Source organism: Kribbella sp. NPDC051718 (genome assembly GCF_040681515.1).
Classification (GTDB): Bacteria; Actinomycetota; Actinomycetes; order Propionibacteriales; family Kribbellaceae; genus Kribbella.
Genome location: NZ_JBFAYZ010000002.1, coordinates 1,011,483 through 1,033,378, shown reverse-complemented (window position 1 = coordinate 1,033,378; position 21,896 = coordinate 1,011,483). Strand labels below are relative to the sequence as shown.

Genomic DNA, 21,896 nt, shown 5'->3' with positions numbered 1-21,896 from the left:
GAATCACTGCAACAGACGGGGCGACAGCCATGCCCGGGCGACAGCGGGACGAAGATTTTCGCGGTGTCACCCGGCTCGCTGGTTCGCTCGTCCGTCAAGGTGATGGGGGCTATGGATGCGGCTGCGGAACTGTCCGGCGCCGGCGTACCGCGGGAAGACGCCGACGGGCTCGTCGTCGCGCTGTTCCGGGCTGAGGGAGCCCGGCTGGTGCAGCTGGCCAGGTGGTTCGTCGACGACCGGACGGCGGCCGAGGACCTGGTGCAGGAGGCGTTCCTGCGGCTGGCGCGCGATCAGCACCGGATCGCCGACCCGGACCGGGCGGCGGCGTACCTGCGCTCGATCGTGATCAACCTGGCCCGCGATCACAACCGGCGCGGCCTGGTGTCGCTGCGGCACCGGCCGCCGGCCGAACCCGACGACCGGTCCGCCGAGGATCATGCGGCGGTCGGCGAGAGCCGACGCGAGGTGATCGCCGCGCTCCGCGGACTGCCCCGGCGGCAACGTGACTGCGTCGTCCTGCGGTACTACGTCGAGCTGTCCGTCGGCGCGATCGCGGAGACCCTCGGCCTGTCGCCGAACTCGGTGAAGACCCATCTGCAACGCGGCCTCAGAGCACTCAAAGCGGAACTGGAGGAACCCGATGACGACGCATCAGTCGCGCGATGACGGCTCGCCCCCCGACGCGTCGCAGGTGGAGCGCCGCCTGGTCGAGGCGCTCGGACCAGCTCAACCGCGCAGTACCTCGCCCGACCTGTTCGACCGGGTGCTCGGCAGCATCGCCGACGACCGGGCCTGGCGGCGCGGCATCCGGCGGGGCGTGCTGGCCCTGGCCGCCGGCGTCTTGTTGCTGGTGGCAATCATCCTGCTGGTCACCCCGACGAAGAACGGACACCTGCTGATGGACTGGTGGATTCTCGAGCTGATCACCACCGCGGTGCTGATCGGGATCGCGCTCTGGCTGGGACCGTTCATCAAACGGTTCGGCCGGGCGTACGCCGCGGACGTGTTCCATGACAATCCGCAGACCGGCAAGAGCTACATCGTGCTGACGGACATCGTCTACTACCTGATCTTCGCGGCCTACATCCTGTTCACCGTGAGCTTCGCGCCACGCGAGACCTGGGGCCTCGGCGTGCTGCCCGCCCAGGTCGGCTTCGAGGCGGCCCGGGTCGGCGGAATCCTGCTGATCATCGGCGTCCTGCACGGCCTGAACATCATCTTGATGCCGGTCCTCGGCCGGCTCTTCTCCCTCAACCGGCGGCTGCCGGACGGGCGCCGGTAAAAATCTGTCAAGCTATTCGACTCAGATCGAAGGTTGACCCCATCGGTTGGCAGGGTGGATGGTCCACCCCGACTGACGGAGGTTCACTTGATGGAGCGCAGGACCCTACTTCTCGGCCTGGCGGCGGCGCCGGTGGCGGCGGCTCTCGGACAGCAGCAGGCGCAGGCCGCGGCGACGGCGAGCTACTACGTCGGGACCACCGAGCAGACGCAGAACAAGGTGATGGTGTTCGACAAGAACAAGGCGTTCAGCGACGCCAACCGGCACTGGAGTTTCAGCCCGGGTGGCGGGGCGTGGGCCAACCTGTCGGACGTGAAGTTCCGGGCGACCGAGGCGCAGGGCTGGATCGCGCTGGTGGCCGCGTCCGGTGGCAAGGCCGGGATCGTCAACATCGGTAGCGAGAAGGACACCGAGCTGAACGACCTGTCCTGGTCGGCGACGCCTGGTGGCAACCCGCATGCGATCGAGCGGGTACCGGGCAACGGCTCGGTGATCGTCGCCAGCTCGGACGGCAAGCTGACCGTGTACGCGCCGAGCAGTGTCGGCAACCTGGGCAGCCTGGCGAAGGTACAGACGATCGACTACGCCGGTGCGCACGGCGTGCTGTGGGATCCGACCTACTCGCTGCTCTGGGTGGTCGGCAAGAACCGGTTCAGCCACTACGCGGTGACCGGGAGCAAGCGCAGTACGAGGCTCAAGTACGCCGCGCACTTCAGCCTGGGCAGCGGAAACCTCGGGCACGATCTGCAGCCCGACTACACGAACAAGCAGAAGATGTTGATCACGGCAACAAAGGGTGTGTACGAGCTGCTCACCGACGGCGGTACGTTCCGGAGCCGGCAGATCTCCACCGAGCGCAGCGTGAAGTCGTACGTGAAGCACTCGTCGGGCGAGGTCGTCTCGATCAAGGGCGACGGCACCCAGCCGCGTGACTGGGCGAACAAGACGGTCCGCTTCTCCGCCTCGCCGGACCGGACCCGTACGGGCGCGCAGTTCTACAAGGCGCGGATCTGGACCACCGCCTTCCAGTAGAAAACCACAGGCGTGGCCCGGGAAGCTGTGTCACAGTCGGGCTCATGGACGACTACCGCACAGTGAACCGGGCCAGCTGGGACGAGCGGGTGCCGGCGCACGCCGCGTCTCCCGACTACATGCTGGACAAGTTCGCCGACCCCGAGTACCTGAGCCAGGTCGTGCAGTTCGACGTACCGCGGCTGGGTGACATCGCCGGGCTACGTGGCGTGCACCTGCAGTGCCACATCGGGACCGACACGGTGTCGCTCGCGCGGCTCGGTGCGCGGATGAGCGGGCTGGACTTCTCCGGGCCGGCCATCGAGCAGGCGCAGAAGTTCGCCGACGGGCTCGGGCACCAGATCGACTTCCACCAGGCCGACGTGTACGACGCTGTCGAGGTGCTCGGCGAAGCGCAGTACGACCTGGTCTTCACCGGGATCGGCGCCATCGGCTGGCTGCCGAGCATCCAGCGCTGGGCCGACGTCGTGGCCGCGCTGCTGAAGCCCGGTGGGCGGCTGTTCATCCGCGAAGGGCACCCGATGCTTTGGTCGCTGGGCGTCTCGAAGACGAGTGGCGAGATCGTGCTCGAGGCCCCGTACTTCGAGACGGAAGCGCCGCAGGTCTGGGACGAGGGCGGTACCTACGTCGAGACCGATGTCGAGTTCAGCCACAACACCACCCACGAGTGGAACCACGGACTCGGGGAGATCTTCACCGCGTTGCAGAAAGCCGGCCTGGACGTCACCCACCTGGAGGAGCACGACAGCGCTCCCTGGGATCCGCTGCCCGGCCACATGGCGCGCGACGAGCAGGGCGAGTGGCGCCTCACGGATCAACCGGAACGGCTCCCCGCCACCTACACCCTGCAAGCGCGTCGCAGATAGGCCCTAGTGAGCGCTCCGGCGCTGCTGCACCTTCTGGAACATCTCCTTGGCCTTGCGCTGGTTCTCAGGCTTGCTGAGCTCGCGCTGCGCGACCTGCAGCAGCTTGGCGACCACAGCGCCCTTGACCAGTGTCTTGACGAAACCCATCGGGGGCCTCCTTCTCTCTTCCTACGAAGGTAGCGGTACCCACAACCATTCCCCATGGGTGATCCCCCGCAGCTGTCCCTCAGACGTGGTCGCTGTAGGCCAGGTGGGTGCCGCAGTGGAGGCAGCGGAAGAGGTAACCGGTCGCCTCACCGGTCGGCGACAAGGTCCGGACGTAATCCTGTTGAAGCATCTCCAGGGCCTCGGGGACGGTCAGCAGGTCCTCGTAGCCGACCTTGCCCAGGTATGCCGCGGCGTCGGAGCAGTGGAACATCCAATGCTCCTGCTGCCAACCGCTGAACCCCGGGGTGCGGGTGAGTACTTCGGTGAGGACGGGCTGCGGTACGTCGTCCGGGACGTTCGCCACGTCGGTGAACTCGGCCTCGAACAGCGTGGCCGCGGAGCCGTCCGCGATGCACCACAGGCACAGCTCCTCGACCACCTCGTCCGCGCTGTAGACCGGCCCGGTGTAGATGAATCCGCGCTGGCGGCCGCAGCACCGGCACGGCGCGTCACCGGTGATCACCTCGCCGGTGGCCACCGGATCGGGGTGATAGCGGAAGGTCGGTACGTCGCTCACCCCCAGACCTTGGCGGACCGAAGTACAGGCGTGCAAGTTTCTCGGAACTGTCGGTCCCGTAAGGCACACTGGGGGGCGTGCCCGAGTTGCCGGAGGTTGAGTCGCTGGCGGGGTTCCTGCGGGAACGTGCCGTCGAGCGGGCGTTCGTGCGCGCCGACATCACCGCGATCAGCGCGCTGAAGACCTACGACCCGCCGATCTCCTCGCTGGTGGGCCTGCTGATCGACGACGTGCAGCGGCACGGCAAGTTCATCGACATCTCCGCGCAGGGCATCCACCTGATCATCCATCTCGCCCGCGCGGGCTGGCTGCGCTGGCGCGAGGAGCAGTCCACCGGCCTGGTCCGGCCGGGCAAGGGACCGATCGCCTGCCGGGTGGTGCTCGACGACGGCTCCGGCTTCGACCTGACCGAGGCCGGCACCCAGAAGAAGCTCGCCGTGTACGTCGTCCGCGACCCCGCCGAGGTGCCCGGCATCGCCAAGCTCGGGCCGGACCCGTTCACGCTCACCATCGAGGAGTTCGGCGACATCCTGAAGGCGGCCGGCCGGGTCCAGATGAAGGGCGTACTGCGCAACCAGTCGGTCATCGCAGGCATCGGCAACGCGTACTCCGACGAGATCCTGCACGTCGCCAAGATGAGCCCCTTCAAACCGGCCTCCAACCTGTCCGCCGACGAGCTGCAGCAACTCTTCGACGCGATGCAGGACACCCTGCGCGACGCGGTCGCCCGCTCGGCCGGCCTCGCCGTCCAGGACCTGAAGTCCGAGAAGAAGAGCGGCATGCGCGTGCACGGCCGGACCGGTCAGAAGTGCCCGGTCTGCGGCGACATCGTCCGCGAGGTCAGCTTCGCCGACTCCTCCCTGCAGTACTGCGCCACCTGCCAGACAGGCGGCAAGCCACTGGCCGACCGCCGCCTGTCCAAGCTCCTCAAATAAGTGATCAGGTCATCTGGTTGAACATGTCCAGCACCTCGGAGTTGAACGGGGTGGCCAGCAGGACCTGGGGTCCGCTCGTCGTGCGGCGGGACGTCGAGGCGAAGATGTAGCCGAGGTTCTGGTCGATCCGGTCCTTCAGCCAGGGGCCGCCGCTTGCGCCGCCGTTCATGTTGCAGCCGAGGGCCGCGTCGGTCGAACCCCAAGCTGAGGTCGTGCCGTCGCAGTAGTACGGGACCTCGCCGTTGAACGGCGCTTCGGCCGGCCAGCCCCAGATCCGGGAGTTCGGCTGGTTGCGGCTGTTGTTGATGGCCAGCCCGTTGCCGCCGACGGTGTCGATCAGGCTCCGGTTGTTGCGCGGCCAGACGGTGAAGAACGCCTGGTCGTAGCTGAAGTTGCTGTTGTTGATCCAAGCGTTGAACGTGCGCGCGGCCGCCCAGTTCCACAGCCCGGCGCCGGACTGGCCGTTGTAGTAGGACGGCGCGAAGACGATGTTCGAGTGCCAGTTGCCGCCCTGACCGCTGTGGATGCAGTGGCCTGCGGTGACGACGAGGTTCTTGTAGTTGTTGTTGACCGAGGCCGCGGAGCAGACGTAGTTCAGGCCGTTGTCGGAGAAGAAGACCTTGCCGGCGGTGCTCGGTACGACGTCGTTCAAAGGCGCCCGGCCGAGCGGCGCGACCGGGTGGGAGGCGATGCTCGGCGGTCCGGTCCGCGGTGCGGGGTCCTGCTTCCCGGGGACCTTGGCGTCACCGGGAAGGTCGGCCGGGATGGCGTTCCGCATCTTCTCGGCGGTCCAGTAGCCGGTCGGCTCGATCGCACCGGCAGGTGCTTTGGACGGCAGCGCAGGTGCTCGTACTGCAGACGTCGCGGCTGGGCCTGGCGCATCTGTGGGGGTGGCGGCGAACGCCGATCCGGTGGCGGCGGTGGTGAGTAGGAAGCCGGCGACGGCCAGCTTCAGTGATCGGTTTCCGGGCAGGCTGAAAGTGCGCATCGTGGCTCCTCATTCGGGGCGGAACAGAGTCACTGCGTGATCACTGACAGTAGAGGGGAAACGTTCCCAGAGAGCAAGACCTCGGCCGATCCGCGGACCGGATGGCGCGGTGGGCGGCGGGGGCTGCGATGATCAACGCATGACTCCGGAGATTCCCGCAGTGGTGGTTGCCGACGTCGATGACGCGTTGCTCGCCGAGGCTTTCGTGCTCGACGTCCGCGAACCGGACGAGTGGGCCCGCGGACACATCGAGAACGCGGTGCACATCCCGCTCGGCCAGCTGCAGGAGCGGGTCGGCGAGGTGCCGCTCGGCCAGCAGGTGCTGTGCGTCTGCGCGGTCGGCGGCCGGTCCTCGATGGCGACCCAGTTCCTGGCGTCCCAGGGCCGCGACGCGATCAACCTCGACGGCGGCATGACGGCCTGGGAAGGCGCCGGCCGGCCGGTCGCGCTCGACTGAATCTGGCAATAATCTTCCGGTAGCCGATCAAAGACGTTACTTTGTCACCGATCGGTTGACCGGCGTACACCTGCGTCTCACACGGCGGTAGGTCGCACGGCGTCGGATGGCCGCGTCCGCCCACGCCGAGGAGGCCGCTGTGTCGTTCCGTCGCGTTGCCGTCAGTGTCACCGCAGCAACTGGCCTGGTCCTCGGTACTGCGGTGACCCCGGCCTTCGCCCGATCCGTCGAGCACCGATCCGTCGAGCAGCAGCCCCTCGAGAACCCGGCCGCTGATAGCCAACCGCTGCCGCCCGACGCCGCCATCGCCGGCGACGGGCTGGTGACGAGCCGGCAGGACGACCCGATCGCGCCCGGCGTCGACCACACCGCCTTCGAGCGGCTCGACGCCCGCGGCTGGTTGCGCGGCGACATCATCGTCGCCGATCTCGACCGGCACGGCGTGACCGTCGACTATGTCAACACCGGCAAAGTCTCCGGCGGCCAGCCGCTCAGCCAGCAGCTCGCGAGCAAGGGGGCGATCGCAGGCGTCAACGGCGACTTCTTCGACATCAACGACACCACCGCCCCGCTCGGCGTCGGGATCGACCACGGCCGGCTGGTCAACGCCCCCGCGGCGGGCCACAACGACACCGCGGTGATCGGCAAGGACGGCCTCGGCCGGATCGCCCAGGTCTTCCTCCAGGGCACCGCGACCGACGACGACGCCACCAAGCTGGACCTGACCAACCTCAACTCGCCCGGCGTCAACGCAGGAGGCATCGGCCTCTACACACCCGAGTGGGGCGACGCACCCCGCACCCGAACCGTCGACGGCGTACCGAACGTCCGCGAGGTCCTTCTCCGCGACGGCGTGGTCGTCTCCTCGACCACCACCCCCGGTACTACGCCCCTAGCGGCGAACGAGCTGGCCCTCATCGGCCGAGACGCAGGCGCCACCTCCCTGACCGCCTTCGAACCCGGCGACAAGGTTGAAATCCAATACGGCCCCCGCCCAGACGCCCTCGACGCCGCCGTAGCGATCAGCGGCAACGTCCAGCTGGCCCACGACGGCAAAGTCCCCGACGACGTCCCCGACGCCGACCTCGCCCCGCGAACCGCCGTCGGCTTCACCGAGAACGGCCGCCGCATGGTCCTCCTCACCGTCGACGGCCGAGCCACCGGCTCGCGCGGCCTGTCCCTGAAGGAAATGGGCCAGCTGATGATCGGCCTCGGCGCCGACGACGTCCTCAACCTCGACGGCGGCGGCTCCTCCACGATGCTCGCCCGCTCACCCGGCGAGGCCGCGCCCGAGGTCGTCAACGACCCGTCCGACGGCGGCGAGCGACTGGTCCCCAACGGCCTCGGACTCGTTCCCACCAAGGGATCCGGCAAGCTCGAGGGCTTCCGGATCGAAGCGACCGGCACCGCGGCCGAGGACGCCGACACCGACATCTCCAAGAGTTCCCGCGTCCTCACCGGCCTCTCCCGGGTCCTGACCGCCAAAGGCCATGACGAGACCTACGCACCAGCCACCGGTACGCCGCACTGGTCCACCGGCAGCAATGCCGCAGTGAGCCGTGAGGGCATCGTCACCGGCCGCCGGGCAGGCGACGTCATCGTCACGGCCGCGAAGGGGTCGGCCCGCGGCCGCTTCCCGATGACAGTGCTCGGTACTCCGATCCGCCTGGCCCCCTCGACCCGGCAGGTGTCCTTGCCGGACGCCACCACCAAGGGTTTCTTCACCGTCAACGGCTACGACTCGGACGGCTTCTCCACCTGGGTCGAACCGCGCGACGTCAAGCTCACCGTCGACGACAAGCTCGTCACAGTGGTTGCGCGAGGCAACGGATTCGACGTGAGCGCGATCGGTACCGACGCCGTCTCGACCGTCGTCACCGCGAAGGTCGGCTCGCTCACCACGCAACTCAGTGTCACCGCAGGGCTGACCAGCCAGATCGTCGATGAGGTCGACGATCCGGCCCGCTGGGTGGCGAACGCAGTACCGGTCGGGGCGGCGACGGCAAGCAGGTCCGTTGCCGAGGGCCACGATGGCGGTCAGGCGATTGCTTTGGACTACTCGTTGACGGGGAGCACCGCGACGCGGGCGGCGTACCTGGCGCAGACTCCGCAGCAGACGCTGCCCGGCCAGCCGCAGAAGCTGGGCGCGTGGGTCTACGGCGATGGCAAGGGCGCGTGGTTGCGTGCGAACGCCTACGACGGCGCGGGCGGCTCAGCCCAGACGCTCAACCTTGCGGCGGCGGTCGACTGGACCGGTTGGAAGTACGTCGAGGCGAACATCCCGCCCGGGCTGACGATGCCGTTGCGGTTCTGGCGGATCTACGTCGTCGAGACGGTGCCGACCCGGCAGTACTCCGGCCGGATCGTGATCGACGACCTGACCGTCCGCGGCGCCCCGCCGGTGACGGTCTCGCCGCCGGCCAAGGTGATCGACCCGATGGTGGTCACGGACGGTACGGCGACCGGCGGCGGGCGCTGGAAGTTCGCGGTGATGTCGGACGCGCAGTTCACCGCCGACGACCCGAACTCGGACTACGTGAAGCAGGCCCGCCGGACGATCCGCGAGGCCCTCGCGCAGAACCCGGACTTCCTGGTGATCAACGGCGACTTCGTCGACCGCGGCTTCGCCCAGGACATCGCGCTGGCGAAGAAGATCATCGACGAGGAGGTCGCCGGCCAGGTGCCGGTGCACTACGTGCCGGGCAACCACGAAAGCTACGGACCTGGCGACCTGTCCGAGTGGACCAAGGTGTTCGGCGCGCCGACCAGCACGTTCGACCACAAGGGCACTCGCTTCATCCTGCGCGACTCGTCGCTCGGATCGCTGCGGGCCGGTGGGTTCGCGCAGATCGCCGACCTCAAGCAGCAACTCGAGGACGCCGCCCGGAACAAGGCGATTCGCAACGTCGTGGTGATGGCGCACCACCCGATCGACGACCCGTCGCCGACGCAGAACTCGCAGCTCGGCGATCGCAAGGAGGCCGAACTGCTGGTCCGCTGGCTGGCCGACTTCCGGTCCTCGACAGGTAAGGGCGCCGCGTACATGGCGGCTCACGCCGGGACCTTCGCAGCGACCCGTACTGACGGAGTGCTGCTGCCCTTGACCGGCAACTCGGGTAAGGGCCCAGCAGCTGCTCCGGACGCTGGTGGCTTCACGGGGTGGGCGCTGGTGGGTATCGACCCGTCAGCGAAGGAGGCGGCGGCTGGTGAGCGGCGCTGGTCGGCACCTGAGCGTGACTGGTTCCAGGTCGAGCTCAGGGCGCATGTGGACTCGCTGGAGCTCGCCGCGCCGACCACGCTCAAGATGGGCAAGACAGCATCGGTCGCGGCGACCGTAGTACAGGAGAACCGGCGAGTGCCGGTGTCCTTCCCGGTCTCCGCCGACTGGTTCGGCTCATCCCTGCTGCACATCGGCTCGGTTCGTACTGCGCCCTTCTGGGCAGTGGCCGCCTATGACCCGGCCACTGGCACCCTCACCGGCCTCCGCCCCGGCACTGTCCAGCTAGGGGTGACAGTCAACGGCACCAGCAAGACCACGCCTGTGCAGGTCAACTGGTAGCCCTCACACAACCGGCTCCGCAGCCGTTCGATAGGCATGAAGCGAATCATCGAGCCCAAGGTCCTGTACTTCGGAACGCCAGTGGTCCTCATCAGCTCGCAGAACCCGGACGGCAGCACCAACCTCGCGCCGATGTCCTCGGCCTGGTGGCTGCACCAGACCGCGATGCTGGGGATGGCCGCGGCGTCGCAGACCGTGCAGAACCTGACCGAGCGGCCGGACTGCATCCTCAACCTGGTCGAGCCGGCCATGGTCGCCGGGCTCGACCGGATCGCGCTGCTGACCGGGTCCGAGCAGATCCCCGAAGCCAAGCGGGCTCGCGGTTATCGCTACGTGCCGGACAAGTTCGCGGCGGCCGGCTGGAGCAGGACGCCGGGAACGCTGGTGGACGTGGACGCCGTCGAGGAGAGCCCGATCAACCTCGAGGGGCGGATCGAGGCGATCCACACCGTCGGCGGCCCCGACTCGACGCTGCGGGCGATGGAGATGTCGGTACGGCGCGTTCACGTGCGGGAGGACCTGCTGATGAACGACGACCGCTACATCGACCCGCTGCGCTGGGAGCCGCTGATCATGAAGTTCACCGAGTACTTCGCCGGTGGCGCACCGGCGTACGAGTCGTCGCTGGCTCGTGGCTGGCAGATGCCGGCGCTGCAGGTAGCGTCTGGTGCATGACTGAGGTGAGGCGCCCGCAGCGGCTGCGTAGTGGAGACCGGGTCGCTGTGGTGGCTCCGGCCGGCCCGATGGTCGCTGGGCGGCTGGAGACGGGATCTGCGCACCTACGGGACTGGGGTCTGGAGATCGACGTCATGCCGGCCGTGCTGACCCGGCATGAGCGGTTCCCCTACCTCGCCGGTGACGACGCTGCGCGCGCAGCGGACTTCCGGGCCGCGTGGCTGGACCCGCAGTACGCAGCCGTCTTCTGTGGCCGCGGCGGCTACGGCGTGCAGCGGTTGCTGCAGCATCTGGACCTGGACGAGCTCGCTGGAGTCGACAAGCTGCTGGTCGGCTTCAGCGACATCACCGCGTTGCACGAGGCGTTCAATGCTCAGGGGCTGGTCACAGTTCACGGCCCGATGGCTGCGGCCGTCGAGCAACTGGGTGCACTCGAAGGGCGCGAGCGGCTGCATGACCTGCTGTTCGAGCCCGAGTCCGTCAAGGACCTGCTGGCGCCCAGAGCCGCCCGGACCGTCGTGCCCGGCACTGCGGAGGGTCGGCTGCTGGGTGGCAACCTTGCTCTCCTGGCGTCCAGCCTGGGTACTCCGACCTCCGTACGGCCGGACGGCATCGTTGTGCTCGAAGACGTGAGTGAGGATGGCTATCGGGTCGATCGCCTGCTCACCCAACTGCTGCGAGCCGGCTGGTTCGACCATGTCACCGGTCTGGTGATCGGCGACTTCAGCGAGGCTGACGATCAGGGGCTGGTCACCGACGTGGTTCGTGAGCGACTCGAGCCCCTCGGCGTACCGATGGTCGACGGCGCGGCGATCGGGCACGAAGAGGTCAATCTCGCAGTACCGCTCGGCCTGCCGGTTCGACTCGATGCGACAGCCGGGACTCTCACTCCGCAGATGCCCGCCTTCAGCTAGACAGGTGCTCCCGTAGGAACGCGAACGCCTGCGGGTAGGCGTCGAGGCGGTTGGCGCGCTTGGCCAGGCCGTGGCCTTCGTCCGGGTAGACCAGCAGCTGACACGGAACGTCTCGCTTGCTGAGCGCCTCGACGATCTGCTCCGCCTCGGACAGCGGCACCCGCGGATCGTTCGCGCCATGGATGACGAAGAGCGGCGCCCGGATGTCGTCCACCCGGTTGAGCGGGCTGGCCTCCTCCAGGAACGCACGGTCCACTGCCAGTACGCCGTACTCCCGCTCGCGAGCCACCCGCCGGTACGACGACGTGTTCTCCAGGAACGTCACCAGCGAAGCGATCCCGACGACATCCACCCCGGCCGCCCACCGCTCCGGCTGGAACGCGAGCCCCGCCAGCACCATGTAGCCGCCGTACGACCCGCCCCACAACGCAGTGCGCTGGGGATCGACCTCGATCGACGGCAGCCAGTCGTGGATCGCCGCCAGGTCCTTCACGGAGTCGAGTCGCAACTCCTTGTCGTCCAGCGAGTACCAGCGCTTCCCGTACGCCGCTGAGCCGCGCACGTTGGGCACGATCACCGTGTGGCCCTCCGCCGTCAGCGCTGTGACCACCGGGTTCCAGATGCGCATCGCCATCATCTCGGGGCCACCATGCACCCACACCACGGCCGAGCCGTCGCCGCTGCCATCAACAGGCCGATACACGAACACAGGGATCTGCTCGCCGTCGAAGGAGGTCACCCGATGGCTCTCGGGATGCCTGGGCCCCTGCGGCAACTCAAAGCTCACCGGGGTCTGGACAGCGACGATATCGCCGGTCTCGCGGGTGTAGCGGAACACGGACAGCGGGTCGATCGGCGAACTGTGGTTGAGCAACGCGTAGCTGCCATCGGCTGACCAGAGGGGGTCGGGAGCGATGATGAGCCGGGCTGCGCAGCCGCCGATCGGCAGGTCGAGCTGGGCGACGTACGACGCGTCCGCCAGCTTGTGCAGCGCCATGCTCACGACACCGTCGTCGGTGGTCCCGACCAGGAGGTGCTCGCCGTCCGGGCAGACCCACCCGGCCAGGTCGTGCTTGTCGTCGACCAGGAGGTCGGTCCAACTCGCAGTACCGACGTCGTACCGGCGTAAGGCCAGCCGGTCGCGCCCTGCATCGCTGGCGACGACGAACCCGGACGAGTCGGGCAGCCACGACGCCCCCTCGTGATACGTCGGGTCGTCGTACCCGGTGAGCGCAGTGACCGTCTTGCTGGCCACGTCGACCAGCAGGAGCTGGACCGAGTTGCCAGGGCCGCCGGCGAGCGCGACTACCGCCCAGTGCTCGTCGGGGGACACCTGTGCCGAGCTCAGGTAGCCGCCGCCGTCGTAAAGCGTGGTCTCGTCGCCACTGGCCAGGTCGAGCATCACCAGGTCGAAGTCCACCTCGTTGCGGCGGTTGGTGGTGAAGAAAACCCTGCCTGGCTTGGCATCCACGAGGTGATGGAAGTACGCGAGGTCATGCGTGAGCGGCGAGAGCACCCCACTGCTGTCGTCCAGATCGAGCAAGGACAGCTGACCGCGCTCATCCCCGCCGCTGTCGTGCTCGACGACCACCAGCCGGCTCTCCGGTACGAACCGCGCCGCCCGAGCGGTGTCGTCCAAGGCAGTCAGTGCACGCCAAGCCCCGTCCGCCCCCACCAGATGGATCTGCCGGATCCCGCTCTCGTCGTACCCGACCAGCAGATTGCCCGCCGGATCCACATCGAAGGCCATCACGGTAGGCAGCGAGAGCAGCGTCGTCAGCACCCTCCAATCCTCACACGCGGTCAAACTCCGCGGACTGCAACTTCATGCAAGGTGAGGGGCTGGGAGCCCCTCACCTTGCCGTGCTCAGCGTTCGCCGTGCCAGGAGTGCCAGAGAGCCGCGTAGGGGCCTTGGGCTCCTACCAGTTCGTCGTGGCCGCCCAGCTCGACGATGCGGCCGTCCTCGACCACCGCGATCACGTCCGCGTCGTGCGCGGTGTGCAGGCGGTGGGCGATCGCGACGACCGTCCTGCCTTCCAGTACTCCGGCCAGCGACCTCTCCAGATGACGGGCCGCTCGCGGGTCCATCAGCGAGGTCGCCTCGTCCAGGACCAGCGTGTGCGGGTCGGCCAGGACCAATCGGGCCAACGCGACCTGCTGAGCCTGTGCCGGAGTCAGCGAGACCCCACCCGACCCGACCTCCGTGTCGAGCCCGTGCTCGAACCCGGCCACCCACGCATGCGCATCGACCGCCCGCAAGGCAGTCCACAGCTCTGCATCGGTAGCGCCGGTCCGGGCCAGCCGCAGGTTGTCCCGGACGGTACCGACGAACACGTGGTGCTCCTGGTTCACCAGGGCGACATGGCTCCGCACCTGCTCGGCAGACATCTTGTCCAGCGCCGCCCCGCCCAAGGTGATGTCACCCACCCGTGGCGAGTAGATCCCGGCAAGCAACCGGCCGAGCGTCGATTTCCCTGCTCCTGAAGGGCCTACGAGCGCAACCCGGGCACCGGGCTCGACGGTCAGCGTGACGCCGTGCAGCACGTCGCGGCCTTCCAGGTAGCCGAACCGGACCTCGTCGGCCAGCACGGTCCGACCCTCCGGCTCGCCCTGCGCAGCAGCAGTCTCCTCCTCGATCTCCCGTACTCCGACCAGCCGGGCCAGCGACACCTGGGCCACCTGGAGCTCGTCGTACCAGCGGATCATCATGTTGACCGGCTCGACCAGCATCTGGATGTAGAGCGCACCAGTGGTCAGCGCGCCGACAGTGATCCAGCCCTTGATCGACAGCCCACCACCGATCACCAGCACTGCGGCCAGCGCGACCGTGTGGGTCATGTTGATCACCGGGAACAGGATCATCCGCAGATAGAGCGTGTACCGCTCCCAGGCGACCCACTGGCCGATCCGGGTGTCACCCATCTTCACGCGGCGGTTGCCGAGCCGGTGGGACTCGACGGTCCGCCCGGCATCGACAGTCTCAGCCAGTGCCGAGGCGACGGACGCATAGCCCGCAGCCTCCGACCTGTACGCCGATGGCGCGCGGCGGAAGTACCAGCGGCCACCGATGATCAGGATCGGCGCGGCGATGACGATCGCCACGGCCAGCTCCGGCGCCGTGACGATCAGCGCGCCGATCAGCAGTCCGGCCCAGATCACCGCGATGGTCAGCTGCGGCACCGCGTCCCGCATGGCGTGCGAAAGGCGGTCCACATCAGTGGTGATCCGGGACAGCAGGTCACCCGTGCCGGCCCGCTCCAGCACGCCCGGCGGCAGCGCGACCGCACGGACCAGGAAGTCCTCGCGCAGGTCGGCGAGCATCTCCTCGCCCAGTACCGCGCCGCGGAGCCGGGTGAGCCGGACGAAGACCGTCTGCACGGCAAGGGCGATCAGGAAGCCCAGCACTACGTAGGGAAGGTTGACGTCCTTCTCGCCGAGCGACAGCTTCTCCACTACGTTGCCGAGCAGGTAGGGCCCGACCATGCCGCTCAGCGCCGCCACTGCGTTGACCAGAGTCAGCCAGCCGAAGGCACGCCGGTGCCTGCGGAACAGGGTCTTCAGATAGGCCGACACCGTCGCGGTACCGGCCACCGGCAGGCGAGCCGCCTCCTGCGGGGCTGCCGGGTCGTACTCGGGGCGCTTCACAGCGACTCCTCAAGAGTTGGCTCTTCTTCACGGGTGACCACCGCGCGGTACCGCGGGTTGGTGTGCAGCAGTTCGTGGTGGGTGCCGACGGCGTCGACCCGGCCGTCCGGCACGAACACGACCCGCTCGGCCCGGTCCAGCATCAGCGGGCTCGAGGTGAACACCACGGTGGTCCGGCCTGACCGGAGGAACCGCAGGCTGTCCGCGATCCGCGCCTCGGTGTGGGCGTCCACGGCACTCGTCGGCTCGTCGAGCACGAGCACCGCGGGGTCGACGTACAGCGAGCGGGCCAGTGCGACCCGCTGCCGCTGTCCACCCGACAGGGACCGGCCGCGCTCGGTCAGCACGGCTGCCGTGGCATCGGTACCGCCGTCGGGCAGCGACTGGCGCAGTACGTCGAGGATGTCGGCGCACTGGGCCGCGTCGAGCGCTGCCTCGACCGACACGGCTCCACTGGCCGGCACGTCGAACAGCTCACGGACGGTGCCCGACAGGAGTACGGGGTCCTTGTCCTGCACGAGCACTGCGGTCCTTGCGGAGTACAGCGGGAGGTCGTCCAGCGCGACGCCACCGAGCAGTACAGACGGGTCCTCCGGCTCGGCCTCGGGGCTGTGGCCGCCGAGGCGGTCCGCGAGCAGACCACCGGCATCCGGGTTGCCACAGACCACGGCCGTGAAGCTCCCGGTCGGCACGGTCAGCCCGGACAGCGGGTCGACCAGGTCGCCGTGCGGCACCTCAGCCTCTGCCGTGCCCTTGCTGTCATCCATCCGCTGCAGCGACAGCACCCGAGCCGCCCGCCGCGCGGACACCTTGGAGAAGATGAAGGCGCTCGCCGTCTCCTCGAAGGTGTGCAGCGGAACGAGCATGAAGGTGATGAACCCGTACGTCGTGACCAGCTCGCCAACGCTGATGTGCCCGTCGGTGACCAGCCCGACGCCCATCCACACGATGAGCACCAGGAACAGTCCGAACAGCAGCACCTGGATGGCCGCGATCAGCGACCACATCCGCGCGCTACGGACCGCGGACTGCCGGTACTCCTGTGAGGCGGCGCGATAGCGGTCGAGGAAGAGCTGCTCACCGCCGATGCCACGCAGCACGCGCAGCCCGGCGACGGTGTCCGCGGCCAACTCGGTGGCGCGGCCACCCTTGGCCCGCTGCGCGTCGGCGCGACGCTCGGCCGGACCCATCAGCGGCACGATCGAGAAGGCCAGGATCGGTACGGCGATCAGCACCACCAGGCCGAGTCGCGGCTCGTAGAAGAGCAGCCCGACGACCACCGCGAAGCAGGTCAGCAACGCGGCCGCGAACCGGCCGAGCACCTCGACGAACCAGCCGATCTTCTCGACGTCACCGCTGCTGACCGCGACCACCTCGCCCGCGGCGATCCGGCGGGTCAGCATCGAGCCCAGCTCAGCCGCCTTGCGGGACAGCAGTTGCTGGAGCCGGGAGGCGGTGGCGATCCAGTTGGTGACGACCGCCTTGTGGAAGAACGAGTCGGCGCCCGCCTTGGCAGCACCCATCGCGAGCAGCAACAGGCCGGCCAGGAAGAGCCGCGCCCAGGACTTGTCGATCACGGCCTGGACGGCCAGCCCGACCGCGACGGGCGCGGCGGCGATGCCACCGAAGTAGAGCAGACCCCAACAGAGCGCTACGGCCTGACCACGTAGCTGCTGGTGTTCGAGCCAGAGTATGAGACGGAGGCCGGACCGGGTGTCTGGCACACCCGGATCGGCGAACGGAATGAGGCGCAGCGACATGACGTCCCAAAGGAACTAGAGGGGCTTGTTCGGACCTGATCAGGCGAATGGATCCAGACTAGGTCGGGCCGCCGACACTTCGCCAAGGCTTTTCCGGCTGGATAGTACAGTCTTCAACCGAGGTCGGAGCGAGGGAGACGAGTGCAGGAGCTGAGTCGGCGGCGTCGGTTGCTGGTGCTGGCGATCTGCTGCCTGAGCCTGTTCATCGTCGGCCTCGACACGACCGTGGTGAACCTGGCGCTGCCCTCGATCCGGTCCGAGCTGAACGCCTCGGTCTCCAAGCTGCAGTGGACGATCGACGCCTACACACTGGTGATCGCCAGCCTGCTGATGCTGTCCGGCTCGACCGCCGACCGTCTTGGCCGGCGGCGGGTCTTCCAGGCCGGGCTGGTGCTGTTCGGGCTCGGCTCGCTGGCCTGCGGGTTCGCGCCCACGGTCGACCTGCTGATCGCGTTCCGGATGGTGCAGGCGATCGGCGGCTCGATGCTGAACCCGGTGGCGATGTCGATCATCACCAACACCTTCACGGATCCGCGCGAGCGCGCCCAGGCGATCGGTGTCTGGGGTGGCGTGGTCGGGCTGAGCATGTCGGTCGGCCCGGTGGTCGGTGGCGCGCTGGTCGACTCGGCCGGCTGGCGGTTCATCTTCTTCGTCAACGTGCCGGTTGTCGTCATTGCCTTGGTGCTGACCGCGTTCTTCGTTCCCGAGTCGCGGGCGGCGGTCGCGCGCCGGCTCGATCCGGTCGGGCAGTCGCTGGTGATCCTGTTCCTGGTCGGGCTGACCTACGGGATCATCGAGGGAAGGTCGGCCGGCTGGGGCTCGCCGCTGATCATCTCCTGCTTTGCCGTCGTGGTGCTCTCGCTGCTGGCGCTGGTGTTCTACGAGCAGCGGCGCGAGCAGCCGCTGCTCGATCCGCGCTTCTTCCGCAGCGCACCCTTCTCGGGGGCAACGCTGATCGCGGTGGCCGGGTTCTCCGCGTTGTCGGGCTTCCTGTTCCTGAATTCCCTTTATTTACAGGAAGTTCGGGGCTTCACCGCGCTGCACGCGGGCCTGCTGACGCTGCCGATGGCCGCGATGACGGTGGTCTTCGCGCCGGTCTCGGGCTGGCTGGTCGGCAACCGTGGGCCGCGGCTGCCGCTGGTGGTCGCCGGCACGATGCTCGCCCTGAGTGGGCTGATGCTCGCCCAGTTGACCGCCACTACTGCCGTCCCGTTGCTGTTGCTCGGGTACCTGATCTTCGGTCTCGGCTTCGGCATGCTCAACTCGCCGATCACCAACGCGGCCGTCTCCGGGATGCCGCGCTCGCAGGCCGGTGTCGCCGCCGCGATCGCCTCCACGAGTCGTCAGGTCGGCGCCTCGCTGGGGGTCGCGATCGTCGGTACCGTGCTGACCGCCCGATTGACCGGCCCGCTGGAGACCGGTTTCGTCTCGGCGGCTCGGCTCGGGTGGTACATCATCGCGGGCTGCGGCGTACTGGTCCTCGTCTTCGGACTGATCACGAGCGGCCGCTGGGCGCGCAGTACGGCTGCCCGCGTGGCCGCCGACATGGAGTCCGCAGCTCGAATTGCTTGACAGGCCGTCGCCGCTCGCCTTCGATCTGTAGTCGAGGCCGACTGGGGGCGACATGCTGCGAGTGATCTTCACCGAAGACGACCTCTCTCAGGTTCGGGTCGCCACCACCGCCGACCCGCTGTGGGAGATCGCCAACAGTCTCGACCGGCTCCAGACCAGGCGGGGCCGGTGGGCCTACGCGCCCTGGTACCGGGCTGCCGCCGAAACCCTGACCGAACCGGTACTGCGCAAGCAGGTCACCTCGATGCTCTTGCCGCTGTTCCCCCGGGCCGCCTACTTCCCCGACTTCCTCACCCCGCCCGCCGCTGGGGGCCTCGAGGCCGACATCGACTCCATCCTGTCGACCCCCGCCGAGCGAGTCACCGATGAACTCAAGACGCTGGCACTGGTCCATCAGGCTCCTTCGTGGGGTCCTCGGCTCGCCGCGGGCGACCTGCGCTCCGACCTTGGAGCCGCCCTGCGGACGTACCACCAGAAGGTGATCGAACCCCACGCCGACCTGATCTCCGCAGAGCTCGCAGCCGACCGGGCGACCCGTGCTCGCGCACTGGCTCGAGGCGGCCCCGACAGACTGCTGAGCAGCTTCCAGCCCTTGATGCGCTGGCGCTCACCAGTCCTCGAGGTCCGCTACCCCATCAACCGAACCATCCACCTGGCCGGCCGAGGCCTCCGCCTGATCCCGTCCTATTTCTGCTGGCAGAACGCGATCACCCTGGCGGACACAGACCTGTCACCAGTCCTCGTCTACCCGGTACTACGTGAGCCCCCGAACCCCAAGACCGGAGAGGTGACCGCCGCGGCCCTGCTCGGCAAGACCCGAGCTGCCGTCCTCCGGGCCACCGCCTCAGGGCTGACCGCCAGCGAGATCGGGGTCCAGGTAGGCATCGGCGCCCCCACGACCAGCCACCACCTCACCGTGCTCCGCGACAGCGGCCTGATCGCGACGCACCGCGCCGACAAGACTGTTCTGCATGTCCTCACCCCACTCGGCGCAGCACTACTACGCCAGCGACCGCGCTAGCCCTCGAACAGTCCGGCGCGGGCGAGTGCCTTCAATCGACCGCGGAGGATCTTCTGCCGACGCTCCTCGGCCGGGAAGAGATCCACGTACTCCGAGCCCTTCGCCGCCAGCAGGTCGTCGTCGAGCCGGCGGACCGTACCGGCCGGGAAGCGATGTGTCATCGCGGCTTGGACGGCGTTGCTGTCGATGTCCTGCAGGAGCTCGGTCAACTGGTCCTCGGTGGTGATGCCCAGCTGGGCCAGGATGCCGAGGATCCACGCGTAGTGGTTCGTCTTGGCGTGCGGGGCATCCGGGTAGCGCCTGGTCAGGTACGTGGTCAGATTCGCCGTCGTCAGGTCCATCGGCGCCGCGTCCGGCTCGGCGGCGGCCAACTCGCGGTACAGCTTGTCGATCTCCGCGAACTCGTTGTCCGCCAGCTCCATCAGGGCCGCCGCGAGCAGGAAGCGCCGGTCGAACTCTGGCTTGCGATCCGGCGGGATGTCCAGCTTGTAGCGGATGTCGTGCTCGAATTCGGCCCACGCGTGCTGGACGGCGGTACGGACCTGGATCTCCATCGTCAGGTTCTTCAGCACCGCGTACTCCGGCAGCTCGCGGCGGTGCGCGTTCAGGCGTACCAGGTAGTGCTTGCTCGCGTACCCGAAGGCGCCCTGCGCGCGGGTGTGCGCGCCCATGTCGGTGTGCTCGACGATCTCGAACTCCGACTCGATCACCTCGCAGACCCGGTCGACGGCCTCGACCAGGAAGGTGATGATCCGGGCGGCGACCAGGTCGGTGATCTGGTTCAGCGGATCGTCGTACTTCGGTTTGCCGGGATCGTCCGGATGCGGTTTGGACGCCTTCGCCAGGAACGACTCGGGATCCTTGGCCCGGGCGGTGGCGCTGAGGTAGTTGATGCCCTCTTCCTCGCCGATCAGCTCGTTGATCAGCGCTTCCAGCTTGCGGGCGCCGCCGACGTACTGCTGATGCGTCCGCTCGTACTGCGCAGCCGCCTGCACCGTCCAGTCCTGCAGTTCAGCCCCACCCATGCGCAGACCATAGTGCTCCAGCCGCTCCCTAGGCAGCGCTACGGCTGTCTAGTCTTTTCTAGTGTTTTTGCTAGACAGCGGTGGAAACTGACAGATCAGCGACACGCGATCGGGTTGACTAGCGAAATCTAAGGAAAACGCTAGACAGCCTCATAGAGTGAAATGCATGGATCCGATCCGGAATCCCTATGCGCCCGGCGCCGGCCAGCGCCCGCCCGAGCTGGCCGGACGCGACACCGAGGTGCGGCAGTTCGAGGTGGTGCTCGAACGCGTCGCGGCGGGACGGCCGGAGCGCAGCCTGGTGCTGTCGGGGCTGCGCGGGGTCGGTAAGACGGTCCTGCTCAACACGCTGCGGAGCCAGGCGATCAAGCGCGCCTGGGGTACCGGCAAGATCGAGGCCCGGCCCGACCAGAGCATCCGGCTGCCGATCGCCCAGGCACTCCACACCGCCATGCGGGAGCTCGGGCACCGGCATCGCGACTCGGACCGGGTCGACGAGTTCAGCGCGGTACTGAAGGCCTTTGCGCTGCGTACCGGGATGAACGACCGCAAGGGCATCCGCTGGCAGCCGCCGGTCGACGTGGTCGCAGCCAAGGGCCGGGCCGACTCGGGCGACCTTGAGATGGACCTGATCGAGTTGTTCGCCGACGCGGCCGACCTGGCCGGCGATCTGTCGGTGGGGGTCGGCCTGTTCATCGACGAGATGCAGGACATCAGCGCCGACGACCTGTCCGCGCTGTGCGCCGCCTGCCACGAGATCAGCCAGCAGAGCGCCGCCCTGGTCGTCGTAGGAGCAGGGCTCCCGCATCTGCCCGCCGTACTGTCGGCAAGCAAGTCGTACTCCGAACGCCTCTTCCGCTACGTCCGCGTCGACCGCCTGTCCCGCGAAGCCTGCGACCGGGCGCTGATGATCCCCGCCGAAACCGAGGGCGTCACCTTCGACGAGGAAGCCCTCGACGAGCTCTACGCCCAGACCGACGGCTACCCGTACTTCGTCCAGGCCTTCGCCCACGCCACCTGGGACCACGCACCGACCAGCCCGATCACCATCAAGGACGTCGCGGTCGCCGGCCCCGAAGCCTCCGCCGAACTGACCGTCGGCTTCTTCGGCTCCCGCTACGAACGAGCGACCCCCGCCGAACGCGAATACATGCGCGCCATGGCCGAGCTGGGCATCACCGCCGACGACGGCCCGGTCCCCACCTCCGAGGTCGCTACCACCCTCAACCGCAAACCCCAGTCCCTCTCCCCAGCCCGAGACGGCCTGATCAAAAAAGGCCTGGTCTTCTCCGCCGAACGAGGCACGGTCGCCTTCACCGTCCCCCACTTCGGCAAATTCCTCCGCACCCGCACGGCCTAGCCGGAAGTTGCCCTTTTGTGATGTAACTGGGAGTCGATAGGGTAAGTCGAGATGGCTACCGGGCGAAGTGAGCGGCGTTC

General features: G+C 68.2%; 19 protein-coding genes. 12 read left to right on the top strand and 7 right to left on the bottom strand.

The window, feature by feature from the left end:
- The first annotated feature begins 111 nt into the window (after positions 1 to 111).
- The 4 genes from AB0M15_RS11595 (at position 112) to AB0M15_RS11580 (ending at position 3,180) form a co-directional block, all read left to right on the top strand.
- Positions 112 to 666 (top strand): SigE family RNA polymerase sigma factor, encoded by a 555-nt coding sequence (locus tag AB0M15_RS11595; RefSeq protein ID WP_363816518.1) that lies wholly within the window; start codon positions 112 to 114, stop codon positions 664 to 666.
- Positions 641 to 1,282 carry a hypothetical protein gene (locus tag AB0M15_RS11590; RefSeq protein ID WP_363816516.1) on the top strand — a complete coding sequence of 214 codons (642 nt, stop codon included), beginning with the start codon at positions 641 to 643 and terminating at the stop codon, positions 1,280 to 1,282. Before AB0M15_RS11595 ends, AB0M15_RS11590 begins: the two co-directional genes overlap by 26 nt.
- A 90-nt stretch (positions 1,283 to 1,372) precedes the next feature.
- Complete coding sequence (locus tag AB0M15_RS11585; RefSeq protein WP_363816514.1) at positions 1,373 to 2,314, top strand: DUF6528 family protein; 942 nt, start codon at positions 1,373 to 1,375, stop codon at positions 2,312 to 2,314.
- Positions 2,315 to 2,358: 44 nt separating this feature from the next.
- Positions 2,359 to 3,180, top strand: a complete 822-nt coding sequence (locus AB0M15_RS11580; protein ID WP_363816512.1) for a class I SAM-dependent methyltransferase — start codon at positions 2,359 to 2,361, stop codon at positions 3,178 to 3,180.
- Between the two features lie 3 nt (positions 3,181 to 3,183).
- Here AB0M15_RS11580 and AB0M15_RS11575 read toward each other — a convergent pair whose 3' ends face one another.
- Positions 3,184 to 3,327 carry a hypothetical protein gene (locus AB0M15_RS11575; protein ID WP_185441943.1) on the bottom strand — a complete coding sequence of 48 codons (144 nt, stop codon included), beginning with the start codon at positions 3,325 to 3,327 and terminating at the stop codon, positions 3,184 to 3,186.
- A 79-nt stretch (positions 3,328 to 3,406) separates the two neighbouring features.
- A complete protein-coding gene (locus tag AB0M15_RS11570) occupies positions 3,407 to 3,904 on the bottom strand; it encodes a CbrC family protein (RefSeq protein ID WP_363816509.1) in 498 nt (165 codons plus the stop codon).
- Between the two features lie 77 nt (positions 3,905 to 3,981).
- On the opposite strand from AB0M15_RS11570, the gene AB0M15_RS11565 reads away from it, so the two are divergent.
- Positions 3,982 to 4,839, top strand: coding sequence for a DNA-formamidopyrimidine glycosylase family protein (locus AB0M15_RS11565; protein WP_343966764.1), 858 nt, complete (start codon positions 3,982 to 3,984; stop codon positions 4,837 to 4,839).
- Positions 4,840 to 4,843: 4 nt separating this feature from the next.
- Here the strand turns inward: AB0M15_RS11565 and AB0M15_RS11560 are convergent, their stop codons facing one another.
- Positions 4,844 to 5,827 carry a hypothetical protein gene (locus AB0M15_RS11560; protein ID WP_363816507.1) on the bottom strand — a complete coding sequence of 328 codons (984 nt, stop codon included), beginning with the start codon at positions 5,825 to 5,827 and terminating at the stop codon, positions 4,844 to 4,846.
- Between the two features lie 139 nt (positions 5,828 to 5,966).
- Between AB0M15_RS11560 and AB0M15_RS11555 the strand changes: the two genes are divergently transcribed.
- From AB0M15_RS11555 to AB0M15_RS11540, 4 genes are all read left to right on the top strand, one after another.
- On the top strand, positions 5,967 to 6,284 hold the full coding sequence (locus AB0M15_RS11555) for a rhodanese-like domain-containing protein (protein ID WP_363816505.1): 318 nt from the start codon (positions 5,967 to 5,969) through the stop codon (positions 6,282 to 6,284).
- 139 nt (positions 6,285 to 6,423) lie between these two features.
- Positions 6,424 to 9,843, top strand: a complete 3,420-nt coding sequence (locus tag AB0M15_RS11550) for a phosphodiester glycosidase family protein (protein ID WP_363816503.1) — start codon at positions 6,424 to 6,426, stop codon at positions 9,841 to 9,843.
- 36 nt (positions 9,844 to 9,879) lie between these two features.
- The gene (locus tag AB0M15_RS11545; protein WP_363816501.1) at positions 9,880 to 10,518 is read left to right on the top strand and encodes a flavin reductase family protein; all 639 of its coding nucleotides are present in this window, start codon (positions 9,880 to 9,882) and stop codon (positions 10,516 to 10,518) included.
- On the top strand, positions 10,515 to 11,432 hold the full coding sequence (locus AB0M15_RS11540; RefSeq protein ID WP_363816499.1) for an LD-carboxypeptidase: 918 nt from the start codon (positions 10,515 to 10,517) through the stop codon (positions 11,430 to 11,432). Before AB0M15_RS11545 ends, AB0M15_RS11540 begins: the two co-directional genes overlap by 4 nt.
- Here AB0M15_RS11540 and AB0M15_RS11535 read toward each other — a convergent pair.
- The 3 genes from AB0M15_RS11535 to AB0M15_RS11525 all read right to left on the bottom strand — a co-directional run bounded on the left by AB0M15_RS11535 (position 11,425) and on the right by AB0M15_RS11525 (position 16,838).
- Positions 11,425 to 13,215: an alpha/beta fold hydrolase gene (locus AB0M15_RS11535; protein ID WP_363816497.1), complete on the bottom strand. Its 1,791-nt coding sequence runs from the start codon at positions 13,213 to 13,215 to the stop codon at positions 11,425 to 11,427. The genes AB0M15_RS11540 and AB0M15_RS11535 overlap by 8 nt on opposite strands.
- An 84-nt stretch (positions 13,216 to 13,299) precedes the next feature.
- Entirely contained in the window at positions 13,300 to 15,078 is a 1,779-nt protein-coding gene (locus AB0M15_RS11530; RefSeq protein ID WP_363816495.1) for an ABC transporter ATP-binding protein, read from the bottom strand.
- A complete protein-coding gene (locus AB0M15_RS11525) occupies positions 15,075 to 16,838 on the bottom strand; it encodes an ABC transporter ATP-binding protein (RefSeq protein ID WP_363816493.1) in 1,764 nt (587 codons plus the stop codon). The genes AB0M15_RS11530 and AB0M15_RS11525 overlap by 4 nt, the downstream gene beginning before the upstream one ends.
- A 141-nt stretch (positions 16,839 to 16,979) precedes the next feature.
- On the opposite strand from AB0M15_RS11525, the gene AB0M15_RS11520 reads away from it, so the two are divergent.
- Both AB0M15_RS11520 and AB0M15_RS11515 read left to right on the top strand, forming a co-directional pair.
- Positions 16,980 to 18,410, top strand: coding sequence for an MFS transporter (locus tag AB0M15_RS11520; protein ID WP_363816491.1), 1,431 nt, complete (start codon positions 16,980 to 16,982; stop codon positions 18,408 to 18,410).
- Positions 18,411 to 18,462: 52 nt separating this feature from the next.
- The gene (locus AB0M15_RS11515; RefSeq protein WP_363816489.1) at positions 18,463 to 19,431 is read left to right on the top strand and encodes a winged helix-turn-helix domain-containing protein; all 969 of its coding nucleotides are present in this window, start codon (positions 18,463 to 18,465) and stop codon (positions 19,429 to 19,431) included.
- Here the strand turns inward: AB0M15_RS11515 and AB0M15_RS11510 are convergent.
- Entirely contained in the window at positions 19,428 to 20,456 is a 1,029-nt protein-coding gene (locus AB0M15_RS11510; protein WP_363816487.1) for a (p)ppGpp synthetase, read from the bottom strand. The two genes, AB0M15_RS11515 and AB0M15_RS11510, sit on opposite strands and share 4 nt — an antisense overlap.
- Positions 20,457 to 20,622: 166 nt before the next feature.
- Here AB0M15_RS11510 and AB0M15_RS11505 point away from each other — a divergent pair, with 166 nt between their 5' ends.
- On the top strand, positions 20,623 to 21,816 hold the full coding sequence (locus AB0M15_RS11505; RefSeq protein WP_363816485.1) for an ATP-binding protein: 1,194 nt from the start codon (positions 20,623 to 20,625) through the stop codon (positions 21,814 to 21,816).
- Positions 21,817 to 21,896: the final 80 nt, after the last annotated feature.

Coding starts and splice junctions, on each gene's coding strand:
- AB0M15_RS11515 (WP_363816489.1), top strand. CDS start 18,463: ATGCTGCGAGTGATCTTCACCGAAGACGACCTCTCTCAGGTTCGGGTC.
- AB0M15_RS11540 (WP_363816499.1), top strand. CDS start 10,515: ATGACTGAGGTGAGGCGCCCGCAGCGGCTGCGTAGTGGAGACCGGGTC.
- AB0M15_RS11575 (WP_185441943.1), bottom strand. CDS start 3,327: ATGGGTTTCGTCAAGACACTGGTCAAGGGCGCTGTGGTCGCCAAGCTG.
- AB0M15_RS11560 (WP_363816507.1), bottom strand. CDS start 5,827: ATGCGCACTTTCAGCCTGCCCGGAAACCGATCACTGAAGCTGGCCGTC.
- AB0M15_RS11595 (WP_363816518.1), top strand. CDS start 112: ATGGATGCGGCTGCGGAACTGTCCGGCGCCGGCGTACCGCGGGAAGAC.
- AB0M15_RS11585 (WP_363816514.1), top strand. CDS start 1,373: ATGGAGCGCAGGACCCTACTTCTCGGCCTGGCGGCGGCGCCGGTGGCG.
- AB0M15_RS11580 (WP_363816512.1), top strand. CDS start 2,359: ATGGACGACTACCGCACAGTGAACCGGGCCAGCTGGGACGAGCGGGTG.
- AB0M15_RS11590 (WP_363816516.1), top strand. CDS start 641: ATGACGACGCATCAGTCGCGCGATGACGGCTCGCCCCCCGACGCGTCG.
- AB0M15_RS11545 (WP_363816501.1), top strand. CDS start 9,880: ATGAAGCGAATCATCGAGCCCAAGGTCCTGTACTTCGGAACGCCAGTG.
- AB0M15_RS11525 (WP_363816493.1), bottom strand. CDS start 16,838: ATGTCGCTGCGCCTCATTCCGTTCGCCGATCCGGGTGTGCCAGACACC.
- AB0M15_RS11555 (WP_363816505.1), top strand. CDS start 5,967: ATGACTCCGGAGATTCCCGCAGTGGTGGTTGCCGACGTCGATGACGCG.
- AB0M15_RS11510 (WP_363816487.1), bottom strand. CDS start 20,456: ATGGGTGGGGCTGAACTGCAGGACTGGACGGTGCAGGCGGCTGCGCAG.
- AB0M15_RS11505 (WP_363816485.1), top strand. CDS start 20,623: ATGGATCCGATCCGGAATCCCTATGCGCCCGGCGCCGGCCAGCGCCCG.